This window comes from Rhodococcus tukisamuensis NBRC 100609, assembly GCF_001894985.1.
GTDB classification, from domain to species: domain Bacteria; phylum Actinomycetota; class Actinomycetes; order Mycobacteriales; family Mycobacteriaceae; genus Rhodococcus_G; species Rhodococcus_G tukisamuensis.
In genome coordinates this window covers 1-21,844 of the sequence record NZ_BCXG01000002.1, presented here as the reverse complement: position 1 = coordinate 21,844, position 21,844 = coordinate 1, and the positions used below count along the sequence as shown (strand labels likewise).

At 71.2% G+C, this 21,844-nt stretch carries 22 protein-coding genes; 11 read left to right on the top strand and 11 right to left on the bottom strand.

The window, feature by feature from the left end; translation table 11 throughout:
• Window positions 1–50: 50 nt before the first annotated feature.
• From RT2_RS02105 to purH, 3 genes are read left to right on the top strand one after another with little or no spacing between them, the layout of a single operon-like run.
• Window positions 51–1,541, top strand: a complete 1,491-nt coding sequence (locus RT2_RS02105) for a cell division protein PerM (RefSeq protein WP_072842878.1) — start codon at window positions 51–53, stop codon at window positions 1,539–1,541.
• A 54-nt stretch (window positions 1,542–1,595) separates the two neighbouring features.
• Window positions 1,596–2,237 carry a phosphoribosylglycinamide formyltransferase gene (purN, locus tag RT2_RS02100; RefSeq protein WP_072842877.1) on the top strand — a complete coding sequence of 214 codons (642 nt, stop codon included), beginning with the start codon at window positions 1,596–1,598 and terminating at the stop codon, window positions 2,235–2,237.
• Window positions 2,234–3,793, top strand: coding sequence for a bifunctional phosphoribosylaminoimidazolecarboxamide formyltransferase/IMP cyclohydrolase (gene purH, locus RT2_RS02095; protein WP_072842876.1), 1,560 nt, complete (start codon window positions 2,234–2,236; stop codon window positions 3,791–3,793). The genes purN and purH overlap by 4 nt, the downstream gene beginning before the upstream one ends.
• Before the next feature lie 119 nt (window positions 3,794–3,912).
• On the opposite strand, the gene RT2_RS02090 is transcribed toward purH, so the two are convergent.
• Both RT2_RS02090 and RT2_RS02085 read right to left on the bottom strand, forming a co-directional pair.
• On the bottom strand, window positions 3,913–4,104 hold the full coding sequence (locus tag RT2_RS02090) for a hypothetical protein (RefSeq protein ID WP_072842875.1): 192 nt from the start codon (window positions 4,102–4,104) through the stop codon (window positions 3,913–3,915).
• Between the two features lie 905 nt (window positions 4,105–5,009).
• Complete coding sequence (locus RT2_RS02085) at window positions 5,010–5,975, bottom strand: alpha/beta hydrolase family protein (protein ID WP_072842874.1); 966 nt, start codon at window positions 5,973–5,975, stop codon at window positions 5,010–5,012.
• A 121-nt stretch (window positions 5,976–6,096) separates the two neighbouring features.
• Between RT2_RS02085 and RT2_RS02080 the strand changes: the two genes are divergently transcribed.
• Both RT2_RS02080 and RT2_RS02075 read left to right on the top strand, forming a co-directional pair.
• Complete coding sequence (locus tag RT2_RS02080) at window positions 6,097–7,293, top strand: PucR family transcriptional regulator (protein ID WP_072842873.1); 1,197 nt, start codon at window positions 6,097–6,099, stop codon at window positions 7,291–7,293.
• 219 nt (window positions 7,294–7,512) lie between these two features.
• Window positions 7,513–8,382 carry an alpha/beta hydrolase family protein gene (locus RT2_RS02075; RefSeq protein WP_245709125.1) on the top strand — a complete coding sequence of 290 codons (870 nt, stop codon included), beginning with the start codon at window positions 7,513–7,515 and terminating at the stop codon, window positions 8,380–8,382.
• 27 nt (window positions 8,383–8,409) lie between these two features.
• Here RT2_RS02075 and RT2_RS02070 read toward each other — a convergent pair whose 3' ends face one another.
• From RT2_RS02070 to RT2_RS02060, 3 genes are read right to left on the bottom strand one after another with little or no spacing between them, the layout of a single operon-like run.
• On the bottom strand, window positions 8,410–8,982 hold the full coding sequence (locus RT2_RS02070) for a DUF4126 domain-containing protein (RefSeq protein ID WP_072842872.1): 573 nt from the start codon (window positions 8,980–8,982) through the stop codon (window positions 8,410–8,412).
• 31 nt (window positions 8,983–9,013) lie between these two features.
• Window positions 9,014–10,693 (bottom strand): monocarboxylate uptake permease MctP, encoded by a 1,680-nt coding sequence (gene mctP / locus RT2_RS02065; protein ID WP_083577018.1) that lies wholly within the window; start codon window positions 10,691–10,693, stop codon window positions 9,014–9,016.
• Entirely contained in the window at window positions 10,690–10,968 is a 279-nt protein-coding gene (locus tag RT2_RS02060) for a DUF3311 domain-containing protein (protein ID WP_072843212.1), read from the bottom strand. Before RT2_RS02060 ends, mctP begins: the two co-directional genes overlap by 4 nt.
• A 261-nt stretch (window positions 10,969–11,229) precedes the next feature.
• Between RT2_RS02060 and RT2_RS02055 the strand changes: the two genes are divergently transcribed.
• Both RT2_RS02055 and RT2_RS02050 read left to right on the top strand, forming a co-directional pair.
• Window positions 11,230–12,585 (top strand): ATP-binding protein, encoded by a 1,356-nt coding sequence (locus RT2_RS02055; protein WP_072843210.1) that lies wholly within the window; start codon window positions 11,230–11,232, stop codon window positions 12,583–12,585.
• Entirely contained in the window at window positions 12,585–14,531 is a 1,947-nt protein-coding gene (locus tag RT2_RS02050; RefSeq protein WP_072842871.1) for a VWA domain-containing protein, read from the top strand. The genes RT2_RS02055 and RT2_RS02050 overlap by 1 nt, the downstream gene beginning before the upstream one ends.
• A 5-nt stretch (window positions 14,532–14,536) precedes the next feature.
• Here RT2_RS02050 and RT2_RS02045 read toward each other — a convergent pair whose 3' ends face one another.
• The 6 genes from RT2_RS02045 to rpmB all read right to left on the bottom strand — a co-directional run bounded on the left by RT2_RS02045 (window position 14,537) and on the right by rpmB (window position 17,405).
• Window positions 14,537–15,274 carry a lysophospholipid acyltransferase family protein gene (locus tag RT2_RS02045; protein WP_072842870.1) on the bottom strand — a complete coding sequence of 246 codons (738 nt, stop codon included), beginning with the start codon at window positions 15,272–15,274 and terminating at the stop codon, window positions 14,537–14,539.
• 87 nt (window positions 15,275–15,361) lie between these two features.
• The gene (locus tag RT2_RS02040) at window positions 15,362–16,288 is read right to left on the bottom strand and encodes an AEC family transporter (RefSeq protein ID WP_072842869.1); all 927 of its coding nucleotides are present in this window, start codon (window positions 16,286–16,288) and stop codon (window positions 15,362–15,364) included.
• Between the two features lie 131 nt (window positions 16,289–16,419).
• Window positions 16,420–16,677, bottom strand: coding sequence for a 30S ribosomal protein S18 (rpsR, locus tag RT2_RS02035; RefSeq protein ID WP_072842868.1), 258 nt, complete (start codon window positions 16,675–16,677; stop codon window positions 16,420–16,422).
• Window positions 16,678–16,699: 22 nt separating this feature from the next.
• A complete protein-coding gene (gene rpsN, locus RT2_RS02030; protein ID WP_072842867.1) occupies window positions 16,700–17,005 on the bottom strand; it encodes a 30S ribosomal protein S14 in 306 nt (101 codons plus the stop codon).
• A complete protein-coding gene (gene rpmG / locus RT2_RS02025; protein ID WP_072842866.1) occupies window positions 17,005–17,169 on the bottom strand; it encodes a 50S ribosomal protein L33 in 165 nt (54 codons plus the stop codon). The genes rpsN and rpmG overlap by 1 nt, the downstream gene beginning before the upstream one ends.
• The gene (gene rpmB, locus RT2_RS02020) at window positions 17,169–17,405 is read right to left on the bottom strand and encodes a 50S ribosomal protein L28 (protein ID WP_072843209.1); all 237 of its coding nucleotides are present in this window, start codon (window positions 17,403–17,405) and stop codon (window positions 17,169–17,171) included. Before rpmB ends, rpmG begins: the two co-directional genes overlap by 1 nt.
• An 83-nt stretch (window positions 17,406–17,488) precedes the next feature.
• On the opposite strand from rpmB, the gene mrf reads away from it, so the two are divergent.
• The 4 genes from mrf to RT2_RS02000 all read left to right on the top strand — a co-directional run.
• On the top strand, window positions 17,489–18,793 hold the full coding sequence (gene mrf / locus RT2_RS02015; RefSeq protein ID WP_083577015.1) for a ribosome hibernation factor-recruiting GTPase MRF: 1,305 nt from the start codon (window positions 17,489–17,491) through the stop codon (window positions 18,791–18,793).
• Entirely contained in the window at window positions 18,790–19,041 is a 252-nt protein-coding gene (locus tag RT2_RS02010; RefSeq protein ID WP_072842864.1) for a type B 50S ribosomal protein L31, read from the top strand. The genes mrf and RT2_RS02010 overlap by 4 nt, the downstream gene beginning before the upstream one ends.
• A gap of 59 nt (window positions 19,042–19,100) precedes the next feature.
• Entirely contained in the window at window positions 19,101–19,274 is a 174-nt protein-coding gene (gene rpmF, locus RT2_RS02005; protein ID WP_072842863.1) for a 50S ribosomal protein L32, read from the top strand.
• 114 nt (window positions 19,275–19,388) lie between these two features.
• On the top strand, window positions 19,389–21,844 hold a 2,456-nt coding region (locus RT2_RS02000), incomplete at its 3' end, for a protein kinase domain-containing protein (RefSeq protein WP_072842862.1).

The window sequence follows — 21,844 nt, the reverse complement described above, 5'->3', positions numbered from 1 at the left end:
GTCGGCGCGCCTGGCCGACGGCCGCCGACCCAGATGCCACCCTCGAGGAGATGAGTTCCTTGCTGAGCCGCGACACCGCCCGGAATCCGACCCGGGGGAGGGTGGCCGCACCCCGGCCGACCCCCACCCCGGAACAGGTCCGGGCCCTGCTCGGGGTCGCATTCCGGCCGACCGTGCTGGCGCTCGTGATCATCGCGACCTGCGTGCTGGTCACGCTGGTCGCGTCGAACAGTGAGCTGAACGGGACCAGCGGTGCGATCGCGGCGAGCTGGCTGGCCGTGCACCAGGTCCAGCTGACCGTCAGCGGCGTCTCCCTCGGGGTGCTGCCGCTGCTGCCGACCCTGCTGATGGTCTGGGCCTGCGCCAAGGCCTGCGTGCGGACGGTCACCGAGGACAGTCCGTCGTACGAACGCTGGTGGGTGCTCGGTGCGGCACTGTCCGGGCCCCTGCTGGTCACCGCGATCGCGTTGGCCGTGGTGCAGGACGCATCCGAGGTGATCCCGCTGGCCTCGCCGAATGTCCTGGCCGCGTTCGGCTGGGTGCTGGCGGTGCACCTGACCGCCGCCGGGATCGGGATGGGCAGCCGGTTGTGGCGCCCGCTGACCGCACAGCTGCCGGTGCCGGCGTGGGTGTTCGCGGCCGCGCAGCCCGCGCTGCGGGCCGCGATGGCGTTGCTCGCCTCCGGCGCCGCGCTCACCGCCGTCGCGCTGGTCTCGTCCTGGGACACCGTCGGGGCGCTGGTTGCGGCGGGCAACGGCTTCGTCGGAGGACTCGGCCTGACCGTGCTCTCGATCCTGTACCTGCCGAATGTCGTGCTGGGCGCGGTCGCGGTGCTCGTCGGTGCGACCGCACACGTGGGTACCGCCGCCGTCAGCCTGCTGGAGGTGAGCGGGGGACCGGTGCCGGCGTTGCCATTGCTGGGCGCGCTGCCGGCCGGGGGTGGCGGGGGCGCGGCGCTCGCGCTGCTGACGGTCCCCGCGGCGATCGGGGTGATGCTCGGCCGCGACTGCGCGCGTGGCGTGTCCTCCTCGCTCGAGGCGGCGCAACGGGCGACGGTCGCTGCCGTGGCGGTGGCGACCGGGCTGGGACTGCTCGCCTTCGCCGGGGGCGGCGACCTCGGTTCCTTCGGGACGGTCGGGGTGGACCTGCCGGCCTTCGTCGGCCTCGTGTTCGCCTGGCTCGGACTGCTGGGCGGGGCGGTCGCGGCGCTGTCGCGGCTGCGCGGGCGCAGGCCGGAACCGGCCGCGACGCAGCCGAGAAGCGCGCCTGCACGGCCGGCCCCCGAGCCGATCGCGCTGTCGGTGGCCGAGACGCCGGTGGCGTCCGGCACCGTGATCGAGGCCGAGGTGGTCGGCGAGCCGGTGGCGACCGAGCCCGCGGCGAAGTCCGTCCCCGCCGCGGCCGTGGTCGAGGCGGAGGTGGTCGAGGCCGGGCTGTTCGACGGCGAGGTGCTCGAGGGCGAGGTCGTCGAGGTGGCGCAGGTCACGGCGCCCGAGGGCGAGCAGGACCTGCCCGGAGGTGCCCGGCCGGGCAGCGACTAGCATTCACTGCGGCCGGTCACTTCCGGCCGATGGTCCGCACACAGGAGTAGAGCGCTGACAGCCTCGCGTGAGTACTTCCGGCCCGGCGCTTCCACGCCGGCCCGGGTCGTGGTCCTCGCTTCCGGTACCGGAAGCCTGCTGCAGTCGCTGGTCGCGGCCGCGGTCGACGACTACCCAGCCCGCATCGTGGCCGTCGGCGTCGACCGGGACTGTGACGCCGCGCTCCACGCGCGCGCCGCCGGCATCGCCGACTTCCGCGTCGCGCTGCGCGAGCACGCCGACCGTGCCGCCTGGGACCACGCGCTCACCGAGGCCGTAGATGCCCACGCCCCGGACCTGATCGTCTCCGCCGGGTTCATGAAGATCCTCGGGCCCGAGTTCCTCGCTCGCTTCGGTGGCCGGATCGTCAACACCCACCCCGCGCTGCTGCCGTCGTTTCCCGGCGCGCACGCGGTGCCCGACGCCCTGGCGTACGGGGTGAAGGTCACCGGGTCGACCGTGCACCTGGTCGACGCCGGCGTCGACACCGGACCCGTGCTGGCGCAGGAAGCGGTGCCGGTCCTCGACGACGACGACGAGGCCTCGCTGCACGAGCGAATCAAGACTGTGGAACGCCGGCTGCTGGTCGAGGTGCTCGCCGCGGTCGCCACCCGAGGTGTTATTTCCGATGGACGAAAGGCCGTGATCCCGAAGTGACCGAACGTAAGGCTGTGCGCCGCGCACTTGTCAGCGTCTACGACAAGACGGGCCTCGTTGAACTGGCCACCGGGCTGCACCAGGCCGGGGTCGAACTGGTCTCGACCGGCTCCACCGCGGCGAAGATCGCCGACGCGGGCATCCCCGTCACGCCGGTCGAGTCGCTCACCGGGTTCCCCGAGTGCCTCGAGGGGCGGGTCAAGACCCTGCACCCGCGCGTGCACGCCGGCATCCTCGCCGACACCCGCAAGGAAGACCACCTCGCGCAGCTCGCGGACCTCGGCATCGAGGCCTTCCAGCTGGTGGTGGTGAACCTCTACCCGTTCACCGCGACCGTCGCGTCCGGTGCGACGCCCGACGAGTGCGTCGAGCAGATCGACATCGGCGGACCGTCGATGGTGCGCGCCGCCGCGAAGAACCACCCCTCGGTGGGCGTCGTCGTCGACCCGGCCCGCTACGAGGACGTCCTCGCCGCGGTCGCGGCCGGCGGATTCACCCTGCAGGAGCGCACCGCCCTTGCGGCGCAGGCGTTCCAGCACACGGCGTCCTACGACGTCGCGGTCGCCAGCTGGATGACCTCGACCCTCGTCGCGTCCGACTCCGACACCCAGTTCCCGGAGTGGGCCGGTGCGAGCTGGAACCGCACCGCGGTCCTGCGTTACGGCGAGAACCCGCACCAGGCCGCCGCGCTGTACGAGGACCCGGCGGCCGCCGCGGGACTCGCGCAGGCGAAGCAGTTGCACGGCAAGGAGATGTCGTACAACAACTACACCGACGGTGACGCCGCCTGGCGCGCCGCCTTCGACCACGCCGAGCCCGCGGTCGCGATCATCAAGCACGCCAACCCCTGTGGCATCGCCGTCGGCGCCGACATCGCCGAGGCGCACCGCAAGGCGCACGCCTGCGATCCGGTCAGTGCGTTCGGTGGCGTCATCGCGGCGAACCGCGAGGTGACCGTGGAGATGGCCGAGCAGGTCGCCGACATCTTCACCGAGGTTGTCATCGCGCCGTCCTACGCCCCCGGCGCCGTCGAGGTGCTGGCCCGCAAGAAGAACGTGCGGGTGCTCGAGGCCGCGGTTCCGAACGCGACCGGCGTGGAGCTGCGCCCGATCTCCGGTGGCGCGCTGCTGCAGGAGCGGGACGTGCTCGACGCCGAGGGCGACGACTCGGCCAACTGGACCCTCGTCACCGGTGACGCGGCCGACGCCGCAACCCTGAGGGATCTCGAATTCGCTTGGCGCGCATGCCGTGCCGTGAAGTCCAACGCGATCCTGCTCGCCCACGACGGCGCCTCGGTGGGCGTCGGCATGGGCCAGGTCAACCGTGTCGACTCGGCGCACCTGGCCGTGCAGCGCGCGGGGGACCGGGTCGCCGGTTCGGTGGGCGCCTCGGACGCGTTCTTCCCCTTCCCGGACGGCTTCCAGGTGCTCGCGACCGCGGGCGTCAAGGCGGTCGTGCAGCCGGGTGGTTCGGTTCGTGACAACGAGGTCATCGAGGCCGCCCGCGAGGCCGGCGTCACGATGTACCTGACCGGGGCCCGGCACTTCGCCCACTGACCTGACCGTCAGTCCAAATCGTTCGCCGAGAGGTGCGCGCTCGATTCCGTCGAGTGTGCGCCTCTCGGCGTTTCTCCTGGTCCGACGCCCCGGAAGGTGCACACTCGCGCGGACTGAGGTCAGGCGGCCGACCCGGAGATCACGATGCGGGCGGCGCCGCGGTCGAGCAGTTCGCGGGCCAGGTCGGTGGCCGCGGCCCGCTGGTGGGTGTCGGTGTGCGACAGGTCGAGGGTGATGACCTGGCCGGAGAGGTCGGCGGGCAGGTCGGCCAGCGGCGGGACCGCGGCCAGGGTGTGGATACGAAGCTTCATGTGGATCTCCTTGTTGTGCAGTTTCGAGAGTGCTTTCGGTAGCGACGATCTCGAGAAGTTTGGGGTAGCTAGAAGAACGGCACCCGGGGCGATTGCCCGGGTGCCGAGAACAGTTCCGTTACGTCAGGAGTGTTCTCGGGGTCCACGCATTGCCTGGGAGTGGCAGAGCCACATGGGTACGGCGCCGCTGCGTGCAACGTAGAAATGTGCAACGCAAGAATGCGCAAACTGCTTCACTGTGGGCCGTCCCTTTCCTCTAGGCATCGGTGGTTAGGCGAGAACGCTACAGCACGGTAGCGACATCCGCACTTCGGTATCGTTCCGCGGCGCGTCGGCCCGAGTGTGCAGGTACGGGCACCGTCGTACTCGACGAGCACCTTCCGCGTGCCCAGCCCACGTCCGAGCGGGCGAAGATCCGTCCGGGCCGGTCCCGGATCTCGACCTGTGTCTGCGGCCGCGGCAGTCCGTCGTCGACCAGTTCGAGGACCTGGCGGAGCTGCACGATTCCCCTTGTGTCACGGTGCTTCTCGGGCACGGCCGCGATCGGGGAGGGCGTCGTGCCGGTGGCGTTGCAGAGCGCGTCGAGCGTCTCGGCGGCCCGCGCCCGGATCAGGGCGCCGAGGCCAATTCCCTTGGTGATGTAGACATCTCGATGCAGCCGGGTGTGTCGTGGCGCAACTGGCGATCGGTCAGTGCGCCCGTCGCGACGGCGACACCTCCCGGAAACGGTTCATCGAATTCCCCCATCCCTCGAGACTGGCGGACGGCTCACCCGGTCGGCGGACAGGTTCCGCAATTGTGGACAACGTCGGCGTTTGTCCACAGCCCGCCGAGAGTGCACTTGCGGGTGCGTCGGCCGAGTGCGCACGGACAGAAGTGCACACTCGGCGGACGGCGGCGCGGAACTAGAAGCGGGCGATCCAGTCCTTGAACCCGGCCGCGAACTCGGCCGAGAACGGCAGGTCCTCGATGTAGTCGGCGCCGGTGGAGTCGCGCTCGCCGATCTCCTTGAGCACGTGGTTCGCCGTCGTCATCCGCACCGACGTCAGGGCCGTCCCGGCCAGTGCCGCGTCCAGCGCGTCCACGTCGGCGTCCGAGACCTGGGTGTCGCGTGCCGAGCAACTGGTCAGCACCGGCAGCCCGGCGGGCAGCGCGGCCGCCAGCTCGCGGGGGTCGAGGGCGTCCTCCTCGGCGAGGGCCTTGGCGTTGACCGGGACGAAGCCGGCCATCCGCAGCGGCTCGGGCAGGTCGTCGGGCAGGGTGCCGTCGGTGCGCAGCGACTCCACCGCCTCGGTCAGCGCGGTGCGCAGTTCGTCGGCGAGTTCCAGAGGGAGGGCGCCCGCGCCGGCGGCGGCGTCCACCTGGTCGTTGATCTGCCGGGTCAGCAGGTCGAGCAGCCGGACCGCGAGCGGTTCGAGCAGACCGAGGCCGGCGACGGCGGGGGCGTCGTCGGCCACGGCCAGCGCGAGGGCGACCAGCGCGCCCTCGCTGTGCCCGATCACCAGCAGGCGGTCGGCGTCGATGTTCGGTTGCGCCGCAAGGTAATCGAGGCCGTTCGCGGCCGCGTCGACGAAGGTTGAGAAGCCGAGCCCGGCGACGTCCTCGACCTCGTACGGGCCGAGCCCGGTCTCGCCGCTGCCGAGCTTGTCGTAGCGCAGGCTCGCGATGCCGGCCCCGGCCAGCGTCTCGGAGAGGAAGCGCAGGGTACCGATGTCGCCGGGCAGCAGCGCGCTGTCGCCGTTGCGGTCGGTCGGGCCGCTGCCGGCAAGCAGCAGCGCCGCGGGGACCGGTCCCGTCACCGCGTCGGGCAGGAGGAAGCTGCCGTGCAGGGTGACGTCGCCGCTGGTGAAGGTGATCTCGGTGTCGGCCATGGTGACCAGTCTGTCAGGGCCGCTCGGCCGCGGAACGACCCGCACGGACTGTCCGCCGGGCTATTCTGCTGCTCCCGCCCTTTCCCCGTGGTGCGGGCACGGTCGGGCGAGGAGAGGCGGCGTGGTGGTGGTCGTCCGGGACACGGCAGCGCACATCCTCACCGCCGTGGACAAGTCCCTCGCCCGTCGGCTGCCCGCGATCGCAGGCGTTCTGGCCGAGGAGATCTTGGCCGAGGACGCGGCCTACGCGGCACTGATCGAACCCGCGGAACTGCGGGAGACGATCCTGCACAACCTGCGACACGCGACGGCCTCGATGCGCGCGCGGTCGGCGGACCGGCCGGTGGACCTCTCCGACGCCGCCCGGACCGGACGGGTCCGCGCCGAGCAGGGGCTGCCGCTCGCCTCGCTGCAGCACGCCTATCGCCGCGGTTGCCGGTTGCTGTGGCAGGCCATGGTCGAGACGGTGCGGCAGGAGGACCCGGCCTCGCTGCCCGAGTTGCTGCCGTGCGTCGGTGACCTCTGGGACATCGTGGACCTGATGACCGGGGCGGTCGCGGACGCCTACCAGAAGACGGAGTCGGAGCGACTGGCCCGCGACATCGAGCGCCGCAACGCGTTGTTCGACGTCCTCCTCGGCGGTCCGGGTGCCGACCTGCCGGCCGGCGGCGGCGCGGGCCTGGTCGCGGAGGCGTCGGCTTTCCTCGGCCTGGCCGAACGCGGCCGCTACGCGGTGGCCGTCGTGCGGTCGGACGGACGCGGGGTGGGATCCGCACACGCAGGCCCGCGGTCGGACGGCTTCCAGGTGATGTGGCGGATCCGCGCCGACCACGAGGTCGGCCTGATCACGCTCGGCTCGGGCGATCTCGGCGACGCGGTCCGGGCGCTCGGGGTGCCCGGGGTGCGGGCCGGCGTGAGCCCGGTGGTCGGCTCGCCCGCCGAATTGTTCAGGGCGCGTTGGCTGGCGGAGATCGCGTTGCAGACCTGTGTGGCCGCGGGCGACGAGGTGGTGGTGCTCGACCAGCGGCTGCCCGCCGCGCTGGTGGCAGCCCAGTCGGACCTCGCCGAGCGGCTGCGGACGGTCGTCCTGGGCCCGGTGCTCCGGTTGCCACGGGCCGAACGGGAGCTGCTGCTCGCAACCCTCACCGCCTGGTTCGACGCGGGAGGCTCGGCGCAGGTCGCGGCGGGCGCACTGTTCTGTCACCGCAACACCGTCCTCAACCGTCTGCGTCGGATCGAGGAACTCACCGGCCGCTCCATCGGCGATCCTCGGCAGATGGTGGAGCTGGCGCTGGCCGTCGAGGCCGCCCGCCGGTAGCGCCGATCCTGGGCATGCGGGCCAGTGTCGGCACCGCCGGATTGTGCTCGGGCACAAGGTTCGTCCCAGTTCGGTCTTCCGCTGTGCGGCGGCGGTGCGGGGAATACCTTTCACCTCACCTGCCGGACAGGCAGGTCCGCGTCAGCGCCACCGAAGCCGGCTGACCCGGTTGCCACCCTCGCCTGTCGAAGGCGACCGCCGAAGGGAAGATGTTCGCGCATGCGCAGATACGACACCCGCACCGCCCTCGTCCGCAGGATCCTCGCCGCCGCGATGGCGACCACGGTTGCGGCGCTGGCCATGACGGCCGTCGCCACCCCGGCTCAGGCGGACGGCATCCCGAGCGTCGGCCGGAACTGGGGCGCTGCCGGGCCGTACACCCCGGAGGTGAGCGTCGGCCTGGTCCACACCCTGTACTACCCGCAGAACATGGGATCGCACGGCGAGAAGCACCCCGTGGTCATCTGGGGCAACGGCACCGGCGTGGTGCCGGGTGCCTACACCGTGCTGCTGCGCCACTACGCCAGCCACGGCTTCATCGTGGTCGCCGCCAACACGCCCATGACCAACTTCGCGATCACCATGCGCGGCGGCATCGACCTCGCCGAGCAGCTCAACGCCGACCCGTCCAGCGTCTTCTTCGGCAAGGTCGACCTGGACCGGATCGGATCCGCCGGTCATTCGCAGGGCGGTTCCGCGGCCGTCAACGCTGCCGTCGACCCCCGGGTGGACACGGCGGTCGCGATCCAGCCGGGACCGCTCAACGACGTCGACCTGATCGACGAACCGGTCCTGTACCTGGCCGGCCAGTTCGACGCGATCGTGTGGCCGATCCTGGTGAAGGGCATGTACAACGACGCCGACCACGTTCCCGCCGAGTACGCGGAACTGCGCGGCGCCACCCACTTCGGCACCGGGATCTCCGGCGGCGACATGCGGGCCCCGTCGACGGCGTGGCTGCGGTACTGGCTGATGGACGACCAGAACGCGCGCGCCGAGTTCTTCGGCCAGAACTGCGGTTTCTGCTCGGACAGCAGCCAGTTCTCCGACTTCCGCCGCAACGGCCTGGCCCGGCAGATCCCGGGCTGACAGGCGCAGGGGCGACGGCGGCGCGACCTACGCGCGCCGCAGCGCCTGCACCCGGCGCACGCCCTTCCACGCGAACCACAGCAGGAACGCCAGCAGCACCGGGATCAGCAGGGGCAGCAGGAAGGCGACCAGGACCAGGACGAAGGACAGGACGTCCTCGACCACCGAGATCACCGGGTTCGCCAGCCCCGCGGTGCCGGCCGTGCTCGCCGCCCGGGTGCCGGTCTGGGCGGCGCTGAACGCCAGGGCGGTCGGCGCACCGACGATGATGCCGGCGATCACCGCGCCGGTGGGGCCGAGGTCGGTGAACACCGCGCCCGCGGCGATGGCCGCGGCGATCGGCCGGGTGAAGGTGCCGAACACGCCGAGGGCGTTGTCCACCACCGGGATCAGGTCGGCGACCAGTTCGACGGCGGTCGCGACGGTCAGCGCGACCAGTGCGCCCGTCGACCCGACCCAGGCGAACGACTCGCCGAGTGTGATGCCGAACAGCCCGAAGTGCACTGCCGCACTGAGCATCAGCAGCGGCAGGAAGGTGCGCAGACCGGTGGCCGCCGCCAGGCCGAGTCCGAGCACCGTGGGCAGCAGCCAGGTCTCCATGGGCAGAGTGTAGGGGCCGGTGCGGCGTCGGTCAGGGACTCGGCGAGGCCTCGGCCGGCGTGGCGGGCAACGGCCGGACCTTCGGGTCGCCGGTGTCGGCGAAGTAGTCGCCCTTGATGGTGGTGTCCACCCCGTACGGCGCCTTGGCCGCCCGCAGTGCCAGGGTCCCCGCCGCAGCGACGACGATGTTCACCACGAATGCGGTGAGCGCGATGTAGCCCATCTGCGCGATGCCGGGGATCGAGGCCACCGAGCCGGCGAAGTGCGCGGCGGTGGGCGAGGACACGTTGTAGGCGGCCACCGAGCCGTAGACCATCCCGACCGCCCAGCCGGCCAGCAGCGCCCACCGGTGGAACCAGCGGGTGTAGAGCCCGAACACGATGGCGGGGAAGGTCTGCAGGATCCAGATTCCGCCGAGCAGCTGGAAGTTGATGGCGTTCTGCTTGTCCATGGTCAGCACGAAGATCAGCGCCACGAACTTCACGAACAGCGAGACGACCTTGCTGACCTTCGCCTCCTGCGCCGGCGTCGCCGACGGCCGGAACCACTCGCGGTACACGTTGCGGGTGAACAGGTTTGCCGCCGCGATCGACATGATCGCCGCCGGGACCAGGGCGCCGATCGCGATCGCCGAGAACGCGACGCCCGCGAACCAGGACGGGAAGGAGTCCTCGAACAGCTGCGGGATCACCAACTGGGCGTTGGGTTTCCCGTCCAGGCCGACCGGTTTGGTGCCGGCGGCGATGGCGACCCAGCCGAGCAGCGCGAGCAGGCCGAGCAGGAAGCTGTAGGCGGGCAGGATGGTGGCATTGCGCCGGATCGTGTTGCGCGACTTCGACGACAGGGTCGCGGTGACCGAGTGCGGGTACATGAACAGCGCCAGCGCGGACCCGAGCGCGAGGGTGGCGTACGCCCAGTACTGCTGGCTGTTCGGGATGAACGACCCGGTCGGCTTGCCCGTCGTGGGGTTCGGGGTCGACATCTTGGTCTCGGCGGCGTCGAAGATGTGCGCCCACCCGCCGTACCGGGACGGCAGGTAGATCACCGCGACGATGATCACCAGGTAGATCAGGGTGTCCTTGACGAAGGCGATGATCGCGGGCGCCCGAAGCCCCGACGAGTAGGTGTACGCGGCCAGCACGGCGAAGGCGATCAGCAGCGGCAGGTCGCGGGCGATCACGTTGTCCGAGCCGCCGATGCCGATCACCTCCAGCACCGCCTGGATGCCGACGAGTTGCAGGGCGATGTACGGCATGGTCGCGAGGATGCCGGTGAGCGCGATCGCCAGCGAGAGCCCCTTGGAGCCGTACCGGCCGCCGATGAAGTCCGCCGTGGTGACGTAGCCGTGCCGGTGGCTCACCGACCACAGGCGGGACATGAACACGAAGATGATCGGGTACAGGATGATCGTGTACGGGATCGCGAAGAAGCCACTGACCGAACCGAGCGCGAACATGGCGGCCGGCACCGCGATGAACGTGTAGGCGGTGTAGATGTCGCCGCCGATCAGGAACCACGTCACCCAGGTGCCGAAGCTGCGCCCGCCCAGGCCCCACTCGTCGAGGCTCTGCAGGTTCGACGCCCGGCGCCACCGCGACGCCAGGAACCCCAGGACCGTCACCAGGGCGAACAGTGCGATCAGCACGGCCAGGGCCACCGTGTCGACGCCGGTCTTGTTGTCCGCGTCGGCGAGCACGGTCAGCGTGCTCACCGGGCGTCGCCGTCGTCGGCGGACCCGCGCATCGGCCGGTGCGGCCGGGCCTTGAGCACCAGCCGGTACGCGGCCCAGGTCGCGGCCGCGCAGAGGAACACCCAGGCGAACTGGTACCAGAAGAAGAACGGCACCCCGCCCAGTTCGGGATCCTTGCGGGCGTAGAACGGCACCCACAGGATCGCGACGAGGGGCAGCGCGAGCAGGACGGCGGCCACTGCCAGCAGCGCCTTGTCGGCCGGGGGTGCGGTGTTGTCGTCGGGTTCGTCGGTCACGGCGTTCTCCCCACTCTTCACGCGGGCGTGGCATGGCCCGCACATGCGGGAAGTTACTCCGGATCGCGGGACCGCATCGGGCAACGACGGTCACGGAAGTGTCGCGCAGGACGCGCCGAAACGCGTCGTCTCGTCCCGGTCCGGGGATTGTCAGTGCCGAATCCGGCGAACGCTCGTAGCGTGTGTGGGGTGACTGCCTCGAGCCCCGCTTCTCGCACCACGAACGCCGACGCGCCCACGTCGCCGCCCGCCCCGTGCACCCTGGGTGAGCTGCGCGCGTCGGGGCACGTCACCCGCCCGGTCAAGGACGAGATCCGGGAGAACCTGCTGGCGGCTTTGCGCGACGGCCGCGACCCCTGGCCGGGGATCGTCGGCTTCGGTGACACGGTGCTGCCGCAGCTGGAACGGGCGCTGATCGCCGGCCACGACGTCGTGCTGCTCGGCGAACGCGGGCAGGGCAAGACCCGGCTGCTGCGGACGCTGCCGCTGCTGCTCGACGAGTGGACGCCGGTGATCGCCGGCTCCGAGCTCGGCGAGCACCCGTACGAGCCGATCACCCCCGCGTCGATCCGGCGAGCTGCCGAGATGGGCGACGAGCTGCCGGTCGTGTGGCGGCATCGCGACGAGCGGTACTCGGAGAAGCTCGCCACCCCGGACACGTCGGTGGCGGACCTGGTCGGCGACGTCGACCCGGTGAAGGTCGCGGAGGGCCGCAGCCTCGGCGACCCCGAGACCATCCACTTCGGACTGGTGCCGCGCGCGCACCGCGGCATCGTCGCGGTCAACGAGCTGCCCGACCTGGCCGAGCGGATCCAGGTGTCACTGCTGAACGTGATGGAGGAACGCGACATCCAGGTCCGCGGATACACGCTGCGGCTGCCGCTGGACGTGCTGCTGGTGGCGAGTGCGAATCCCGAGGACTACACGAACCGCGGGCGGATCATCACCCCGCTCAAGGACCGCTTCGGCGCCGAGATCCGCACCCACTACCCGAACGCACTCGACGACGAGATCGCGGTCGTCGGGCAGGAGGCCCAGTTGCGGGCGGAGGTCCCCGGGCACCTGCTCGAGATACTTGCGCGCTTCACCCGGCTGCTGCGGGAGTCGCCGTCGGTGGACCAGCGGTCCGGGGTGTCGGCGCGGTTCGCGGTGGCCGCGGCGGAGACCGTCAGCGCGGCGGCGGTGCACCGGGGGGCGGTGCTCGGCGAGGCCGACCCGACCGCGCGACCGGTGGACCTGGGCACCCTGATCGAGGTGCTGCGCGGCAAGATCGAGTTCGAGTCGGGGGAGGAGGGCCGCGAGCTCGAGGTGCTCGAGCACCTGTTGCGCCGGGCCACCGCGGACACGGTGCGCGAGCGGCTCGGCGGCCTGGACCTGGGCCCGTTGGTGGCGGCGGTGGAGTCGGGCGGCCCGGTGGTCACCGGCGCCCGGGTCACCGCCAAGGACCTGCTCGGCGAGCTGCCCGAGCTCGAGGTGTTCGACCAGCTGGCCACCCGGCTCGGCGCGCAGACCGCCGGTGCCCGGGCGGCCGCCGTGGAACTGGCGCTCGAGGGCCTGTACCTGGCGCGGCGGATCGCCAAGGACCCGGACGACGACGGGCAGCTGGTGTACAGCTGATGAACCAGCGTTACGGCCCGTACCACGGCGGCCCGGATCCGCTGGCGCCGCCGGTGGACCTGCGCGAGGCGCTGGACGCGATCGGCAACGACGTGCTGGAGGGGTCGTCCCCGCGCCGGGCGCTGCGCGAACTGCTGCGCCGCGGCAGCAAGAACATGCGTGGCCTCGACGAGCTCGCCGCGCAGGCGCATCGGCGTCGGCGGGAGCTGTTGGAACGCAACAATCTCGGCGGCACCCTGGCGGAGGTGCGCGAGCTGCTCGACCGCGCGGTCCTGGCCGAACGCAAGGAACTGGCTCGCGCGCTCGACGACGACGCCAGGTTCTCCGAGCTGCAGCTCGACGAGTTGTCGCCGTCCATCGCGCAGGCAGTCCGCGAGCTGTCGGAGTACACCTGGCGCAGCCCCGAGGCCGAGGCGGACTACGAGAAGATCCGGGACCTGCTGGGCCGGGAGCTGCTCGACCAGCGTTTCGCCGGCATGAAAGAGGCTCTCGAGAACGCCACCGACGAGGACCGCAGGCGCGTCGACGAGATGCTCTCGGACCTGAACGACCTGCTGGACAAGCACTCTCGCGGAGAGGACAGTCAGCAGGACTTCGACGAGTTCATGAAGCGGCACGGCGACTTCTTTCCCGAGAACCCCCGCAACACCGAGGAACTCCTGGACTCGCTGGCCCGGCGGGCGGCGGCCGCGCAGCGACTGCGGAACTCGCTGACCGACGAGCAGCGCGCCGAGTTGGATGTGTTGGCGCAGCAGGCCTTCGGCAGCCCGAGCCTGATCGGTCAGCTGGACCGGCTGGACGCGAACCTGCGGGCGGCGCGGCCCGGCGAGGACTGGGGCGGCGGGCAACGCTTCCGCGGGGACGACGGCATGGGTCTCGGTGAGGGTACCGGCGCACTGGCGGACATCGCCGAACTCGAGCAACTGGCACAACAACTCTCGCAGGAATATGCGGGTGCCCAGCTCGACGACATCGACCCAGAGGCGTTGCTGCGTCAGCTCGGCGAGGAGGCCGCCGCCGACACCCGGACCCTCGCCGACCTAGAGCGGGCCCTGCAGCAGCAGGGCTTCCTCGACCGCGGCGCCGACGGCCAGTGGCGGCTGTCCCCGAAGGCGATGCGGCAGCTGGGGCAGTCGGCGTTGCGTGACGTCGCCGGGCGCCTCTCGGGCCGCCGCGGCGAGCGCGACACCCAACGGGCCGGCGCGACGGGGGAACCGACGGGGGCGAGCCGGGAGTGGGAGTTCGGGGACACCGAGCCGTGGGACGTCACCAGGACCGTCACCAATGCCGTGCTGCGCGAGTCGGCGTCGGGGCGGCCCCGGCTGCCCGTCCGCCTGCAGGTGTCCGACGTGGAGGTCGCCGAGACCGAGCAGCGGGTGCACGCGGCGGTCGCGCTGCTCGTGGACACGTCCTTCTCGATGGTGATGGACGGCCGGTGGGTGCCGATGAAGCGCACCGCCCTGGCCCTCAACCACCTGATCACCACCCGGTTCCGCGGCGACGACCTGCAGCTGATCGGGTTCGGGCGGCTGGCCCGCCAGCTCACCCCGTCCGAGTTGGCCGGCCTGGACGGGGCGTGGGACCAGGGCACCAACCTTCATCACGCGCTGCTGCTTGCCGGCCGGCACCTGCGTCGCAACCCGAACGCCCAGCCGGTGGTGCTGATCGTCACCGACGGGGAGCCGACCGCGCACCTCGAGCCGGACGGCCACGCCTTCTTCGACTACCCGCCGCACCCCAAGACGCTGGGCCTGACCGTCCGGGAACTCGACAACGTGGCCCGGCTCGGCGCCCAGGTGACGATCTTCCGGCTCGGTGACGACCCCGGCCTGGCCCGGGTGGTGGACCGGATGGCGCACCGCGTCGGCGGCCGGGTGGTCGCGCCGGACCTGGACGGTCTCGGTGCGGCGGTCGTCAGCGACTACATGCGACTGCGGCGCAGGTAGGGAAGTCAGTACCGCCGCCGGGCCTCGTCCACCGTTTCCTGCAGGTGCTGCTGGACGGTCCGGGCGATCTCCATCGGCTTGGCCGGGATCTCGGTCACCGGGTGCCCGACGTGGACGCTCGCGGACTTCACGGTTGCGGTGGCGGGACCGTAGCTGATGCCCAGATGCAGGAGCGCCGGCGTCGCGCCGAGTTTCCCCGCCCGCGAGGCGATGTGTCCGATCCCGCTGTTGACGTGCTGGACGCGGGCGGGATCCTCCGTGTTGCAGGTGCCCTCCGGGAAGATCGCCAGGCTGTCACCGCGGCGGACCCGTTCGGCGGAGATCTCCATCATGCGTCGGCCCGCGTCGGAGACCGCGCGCAGCCCGTGGTTCTTGCTCCGGAAGACGGGGATGCCGCCCATCATGTCGATGCGCTTGCGCAGCTTCGGCTCCCGGAACAGTTCGTCCTTCGCCAGCACCCGGGTCCGGCCGATCGCGGACCGCAGCGGGGTCTGCCAGGCGGTCGCCGCCAGGATGTACTGGTCGCTGTCGGTGAGATGGTTGGCCGCGATGATCAGGCTGGTGCCGTCGGAGAGCAGTGCCCGGATCGACTCCTCCGCCCCGGGGGCGAAGCTGACCCGCGGGCGGTACCGGGCGCTCAGTGCCGCGTAGGCCAGCCTTGCGAGCAGCGGATTCTGCTGATGGTCCAGGTAGAAGTCGTAGACGCCCTGCTGGTCGTCGAGTGAAACGTCGGGCCTGAGCATGTCGTCCCCATTTCGTGCCGTCGATCTGCCGGACCTACGGTACCGTAACCTACGGCTACGTAGGTTACGGCTTCGTGGGTTGCGGCGTCAGGCCAGCGCCCAGGCGACGAACCCGATGGCGGGGATCGACGCCAGCGTGGTGACCAGCGCGGCGTCGCGTGCCAGTACCGTGCCGCGCTGGTACCGGCTGGCGTAGACGAACACGTTCTGTGCGGTCGGCAGCGTCGACACCACGACCACCGCGAACAGTTCGTGGCCGTCCAGGCCGAGCAGGAACCGTCCCATCAGGTACGCCAGTGCGGGCTGGACCAGGATCTTGAGCACGGACGCGAGCGCGATCTCGCGGCGCGGACTGACGCCGCGCTGGAGCACCCGCACCCCGTACAGCGAGAGTCCGAAGGTCAGCAGCGCGCCCGGCACCGAGGCGCCCCCGATCAATTGGAACGGCTGGATGAGCGCCTCGGGGGGTGTCCATCCGGACAGCGCGACCGCCAGTCCGGCGACGCCGGCGACGACGATCGGGTTCTTGAAGGGCGTGGTCAGCGTCTCCCGCAGGGAGGCGCCGCTGCGGGCGGTCGTCAGGTCCAGCGCGGTCAACGCGATCGGCGAGTACACCAGGATCTGGAAGAGCAGCAGCGGCGCCACGAACGACGCGTCGCCGAGCACGAAGACGGAGATCGGGATGCCGAGGTTCGCCGAGTTGACGTACGAGGCCGCCAGTGCGCCGATGGTCGCCTCCGGCACGGCCTTGCGCATGACGCCGAGCGCGAGCGCCAGGTAGATGCCGCCGACGGCGAATGCGGTCGCGGCGGCGACGGCCAGGGTGGGGGAGAACACCACCGACAGGTCTGCCCGGGCGAGGGTGTCGAAGAGCAGCGCGGGGGTTGCGACGAAGAACACCAGCCGGCTGAGCACGAACTCGCCGTGCTCGCCGAGCACCCGGGTCCGGCCGAGGACGTAGCCGATGGCGATGATGACGAAGATGACCAGAAAGCCCGCGAACACACCGGACACCGCGGGACCTCCTAGAACGAAACCGTGCCGAGTCTAGTCGGTAGCCGGGCGAAGGATTTCGGTGCCGGGGAAACGACAAAGGCCGCGCGGTCCGTGAGGACTGCGCGGCCTTGGCCTGGAAACTTGGCTGACTACCGGCTGGTGAAGGGCAGCAGAGCCATCTCGCGGGCGTTCTTCACCGCGACGGCAACCTGACGCTGCTGCTGCGGGGTCAGGCCCGTGACGCGACGGCTGCGGATCTTGCCGCGGTCGGAGATGAACGTGCGGAGCAGGTTCACGTCCTTGTAGTCGACGTGCTCGATCTTCGCCGCGAAGAGCGGGTTCTTCTTGGGCTTGCGACCCGCGTCAGCGCCGCGGGGCTTCTTGGACGGGGCTCTCTTGACTGCCATTGCTTCCCTTACCGATCGAGTGTTACCAGCTGGACTTGCGGACGCCTGGCAGTTCCCCGCGATGGGCCAACTCGCGTACGCGCACGCGGGAGAGCCCGAACTTTCGCAGGTGACCTCGCGGACGTCCGTCCGCAGCGTCACGATTTCGCAATCGTACCGGACTGGCGTCGCGCGGCTGACGCTGCAGTGCGGACTGGGCTTCCGCCCGCTCCTCGGGGGTGCTCGACGGCCGCCGGACGATGTCCTTCAGTTCGGCCCGGCGTTCGGCGAACCGGGCGACGACCACCCGTCGTTGCTCGTTCCTGGCGATCTTCGACTTCTTGGCCATCAGCGTTCCTCGCGGAAGTCGACGTGCCTGCGCACGACGGGGTCGTACTTGCGGATCACCATGCGGTCGGGGTTGTTGCGGCGGTTCTTGCGGGTGACGTAGGTGAACCCGGTGCCCGCGGTGGACCTGAGTTTGACGATCGGCCGGATCTCGTTTCGCGCCATCAGAGCTTGACCCCGCGGGCGCGCAGCCGGGCGACGACGGTCTCGATGCCGTCCCGGTCGATGGTCTTGATGCCCTTGGCGGAGACGGTGAGGGTGATCCGCCGGCCCGCGCTCGCCAGGTAGTAGGTCTTCTTCTGGATGTTCGGGTCCCAGCGCCGGTTGGTCCGGGTGTGCGAATGCGAGACGGACTTGCCGAACCCTGGCCTGCGTCCGGTGACCTGGCAGTGCGCCGACATGGTGACCTCCTTCGTCACCTCACATTGAGATGACAATCATTTTCGACAACGACAGGATGGCACTGTAACGTCCCCTCTACGTAATGACAATCGTTGTCGAAAGAGGTGATGTGGTGGGCGACCAGCGGACACCGCTCGTGGTGGTGGCGGGATGGTCGGAGGCGGTGCAGGCCGCGGTCGGGTCCCTGGCCGGTGAGGGCACGGTGGTGGTGCACCACGACCTGAGCCAGGTGCGGGAGGGCGTGGTGCGCCGGGCGGTGACCGGCGCCGACGGCGTCACCGACACTCAGATCCTGGAGCTGGCCCACGCCTGCGTGTCCTGCACCCTCCGGGAGGACCTGCTGCCGATGCTGCGCCGGCTGCACGCCCGCAGTTCGGTGCGGCGGATCGTGCTGCACCTGGACCGGACGCTCGAGCCGGAGGCGGTGTGCTGGGCCGTCGAGCACGTGCCGGTGGTCGGGGTGGTGGGCCAGATCGACGGCCCGGCCTCGCGGGACGTTCGGGTCGAGGCGGTGCTCACCTGCGTCGACGCCGAGAGCTGGTTCGACGACGCCACCGGCGATGACGACCTCGCGGACCGCGGACTGAACGCGAGCCCGGACGACGAGCGGACCGTCGCGCAGGTGGTGGTCGGCCAGGTGGACTACGCCGACGCGGTCGTGGTGTCCGCCCGCGGCGCCGACGGCTGGCAGCAGGCGAAGCTGCACGCCGCCCTGGTGCGCCTCGCCCCGTCGGCGCCGATCGACTGGGTCGACGACGCCGGCGAGGTCGAAGCCGAGCAGCTGTTGCGCCGAGTCCCGCCGCACGCCCGGCGGGGGGAGGGACGCGACGCGCACTCGCCGCTGCTGCGCGGGCAGCCTCCGCTGGCCGCGGACTGCGGCCTCGCGCTCGTCGAGTTCGCCGCGGACCGGCCCTTCCACCCCGGGCGACTGCACGACGCGGTGGACCTGCTGCTCGACGGCGTCGTGACCGCGCGCGGGCGGCTGTGGCTGGCCACGCAGCCGGACCACGTGATGTGGCTGGAGTCCGCGGGTGGCGGACTGCGGGTGGCGTCCGCCGGCCGCTGGCTCGCCGCGATGACGCCCCAGGAGCAGGAGCGGATGCCGACTGCGCGGCGGGCGATGGCCGCGCTGCGCTGGGACGAGCGCTTCGGCGACCGGGACACGTCGGTGGTGGTGCTGGTGCACGCCGCCGAGCCCGCCGAAGTCGAGCGCGCCCTGCGGGGCGCGCTGGTCACCGACGACGAACTGCGTCGCGAGGCCGACTGGGCGCGCTGGCCCGACCCGTTCGGGCAGTGGCACGAGGACCCCTGCGAGACAGTCGACGGGGCGCCGCGGGACGCCGAGTACAGCAACACCAACGACACCGACAGAGAGGCCCGATCATGAAGAACGGCATCCACCCCGACTACCACCCGGTGGTCTTCCAGGACGCGGGCACCGGGACGAGGTTCCTCACCCGGTCCACCGTGACCAGCGACCGCACCACCGAGTGGGAGGACGGCAACAGCTACCCCCTCGTCGTGGTCGACGTGACCAGCGAGTCGCATCCCTTCTGGACCGGCGCGGCGCGGGTGATGGACACCGCTGGTCGCGTGGAGAAGTTCGAGCGCCGCTACGGGCGACGTCGGCCCTGACCTGAGAAAAGCCCTGACCTGAGAAAAGCCCTGCCCAGAGAAGTGAAGGAGAACGACCAATGGCAGTCCCCAAGCGCAGGATGTCCCGCTCGAACACCCGCAGCAGGCGGTCCCAGTGGAAGGCCACGGTCCCCGACCTGGTCGAGGTGACCGTCGGCGCAGTGGTGCACAGGGTGCCGCGCCGGCTGGTGCGGGCGGTGCAACTCGGCCGGTACGACCCCAGCAGGCGCTGACCCGACCTGCCGCTGGGGCAGCAGCGTTCGCTCACGTCTCCGGGGCGCCCGCCGCGGGTAATCTGGAGACGCTGAGCAGACAGCGACACGGGTGTTCGAGGAAAAGAGCGTGCCGTGGCCGACGCGGATCCACCGGCGACGCAGGACGACCTTCCCGGTTTCGATTCGGCCGGGGACATCGCCGCGGAGCTGAGCGCGTCCGGATTCGAGGGTTCCGAGGAGGTCGGGCGCGGCGGCTTCGGCGTCGTCTACCGCTGCCGACAGAGTGCCCTCGGACGGACGGTCGCGGTCAAGGTGCTCTCGGCGTCGCTCGACCGTGAGAATCGGGAACGCTTCCTGCGCGAGGAGTACGCGATGGGGAGGCTCTCGGGCCACCCGAACATCGTCGCGGTCTACCAGGTCGAGGTCACAGCGAGCGGCCGACCGTTCATCGTGATGCCCTTCTGCGCGGCCGGCTCGCTCGAGGCGAGGACCCGTCGGGAAGGGCCGCTGGACTGGGGTGCGGCGCTGCGGGTCGGCGTGAAGTTGGCGGGCGCCCTCGAGACCGCACACGGCGCGGGAATCCTGCACCGCGATGTGAAACCCGCGAACGTCCTGCTCACCGACTACGGCGAGCCGCAACTCGCCGACTTCGGTGTTGCCCGCATCGCCGGCGGGTACGAGACCACGGCGGGTGCGGTCACCGGGACGTTGGCCTTCACCGCGCCCGAGGTACTCGAGGGCGGTGCCCCGTCTGTGGCGTCGGACGTCTACGCGCTCGGTGCAACGCTGTTCTGCCTCGTGACGGGGCACGCCGCCTTCGAACGCAGGCCGGGCGAAGAGCCGCTCGCCCAGTTTCTGCGGATCGCCGCGAATCGGATACCGGACCTGCGCACGCAGGGGGTCCCGGACGTCGTGTGCGCCCTCCTCGAAGCGGCGATGTCGCGTCGCCCGTCCGCCCGCCCCCGCACGGCCGCCGAATTCGGCAACGCCCTGCGTGAGGCCGAGCTGCAGTGCGGGTTGGCGATCGACGAGATGGCCCTACCCGTCGGCCCGGCGTCCGGGCCGGACGTGGCGTCGGACGCAGCCGCAGCGACCGCATGGGACGGCTCACCGTCGGGTTGGAGCGTGCGCGGGGGCGCCACCGCCGACCGCACCGGGTTGGCCTCCCGCCAGACCCGCCCCCGTCGGCTGCCGTTGCCGCTGACCAGTTTCGTCGGGCGGGGCGCCGCGCTTGCCGAGATCGGCGAGCTCTTGGCCGCCGCGCGGCTGGTGACGCTGACCGGTCCGGGCGGTGTGGGCAAGACCCGTCTGGCGTTGGCGGCGGCGTCGGACTCGGCTTGGCGCGACGCCGTGTGGCTGATCGAGCTCGGCGCCGTGCTCGCGCCGGAGCAACTCGTCGGCACGATCGCGGACGCGGTGGGTCTCGGGGACGAGCCGGTTCCCTCACGTGACCCGGCACGCGCCCTCGCCGACCGCCTCGCCGACTCGTGGGGCGATCGCGAGGCACTGATCGTGCTGGACAACTGCGAGCACCTGGTCGAGGAGTGCGGCCCGCTCGTGGAGGAGCTCCTGCACACCGTCGGTGGCCTGCGGGTGCTGGTGACCAGCCAACGGGTCCTCGGGGTGGGCGGCGAACACGTCTACCCGGTGCCGCCGCTGACGCTGCCCGCTCCTGCCGACGACGCAGCCGAGGGCGCGGGGGAGAGCGACTCCGAGGCGGTCGAACTCTTTGCCGCGCGGGCGCACGCGGTGTCTCCGGAATTCGCCGTCACGGCCGCCAACCGGGCCGCCGTCGACCGGCTGTGCCGGGAGTTGGACGGCGTGCCACTGGCCATCGAACTGGCGGCAGCCCGGATCCGCGCGTACGGCGTGGACGAGATGCTGCAGATGCTTGCCGACCGGTTTCGGTTGTTCGCCACGGGCAACCGTGCGGCAGATCCGCGGCACCGTTCCCTGCGTGCACTGGTCGAATGGAGCTACGACCTGCTCACCGGGCCGGAACGGGACGTGTGGGCGATGGTGTCGCTGTTCTCGGGCGATTTCACCGCGGCGGCAGCCGCCGAGGTCTGCGCGGGTCCGGCGTACCACGAACTGGACGTGCGGCTGATCCTCGCCTCCCTGGTCGACAAGTCGATGCTGTTGTCCGACACCGTGTCCGGAACCCGCCGCTACCGAATGCTGGTGACGCTGCGTGACTTCGGGCGCGAGCGGCTGGCCGAGTCGGACCTGGGGGCGGAATGTGTGGAACGGTTCGTGCAGCGGAGCCGACGGCTCGCCGTCGAGTTCCGGCAGGGCTGGTTCGGCCCACGCCAGCAGGCGGTGTACGACGCCGTCCACGCCGAGCGGGAGAACATCCGGGCGGCGCTCGCGTACGGGAGGAGCGACGGGGAGCTCACCGCGCCGGCGATCGAGATCGTGACGTCCCTGCACTTCTACTGGCTGGCAAGTTGCAGCCTCTCGGAGGCGCGGCGGTGGCTGTCCGCGGCGCTCGAGTCCGGTGCGATCGACGACGCCGGACGGTCGCGGGCGTACTGGAGTTCGTCGATCGTGGCGATGCTGCAGAGCGACCGAGCGGTGGCACTCGACCA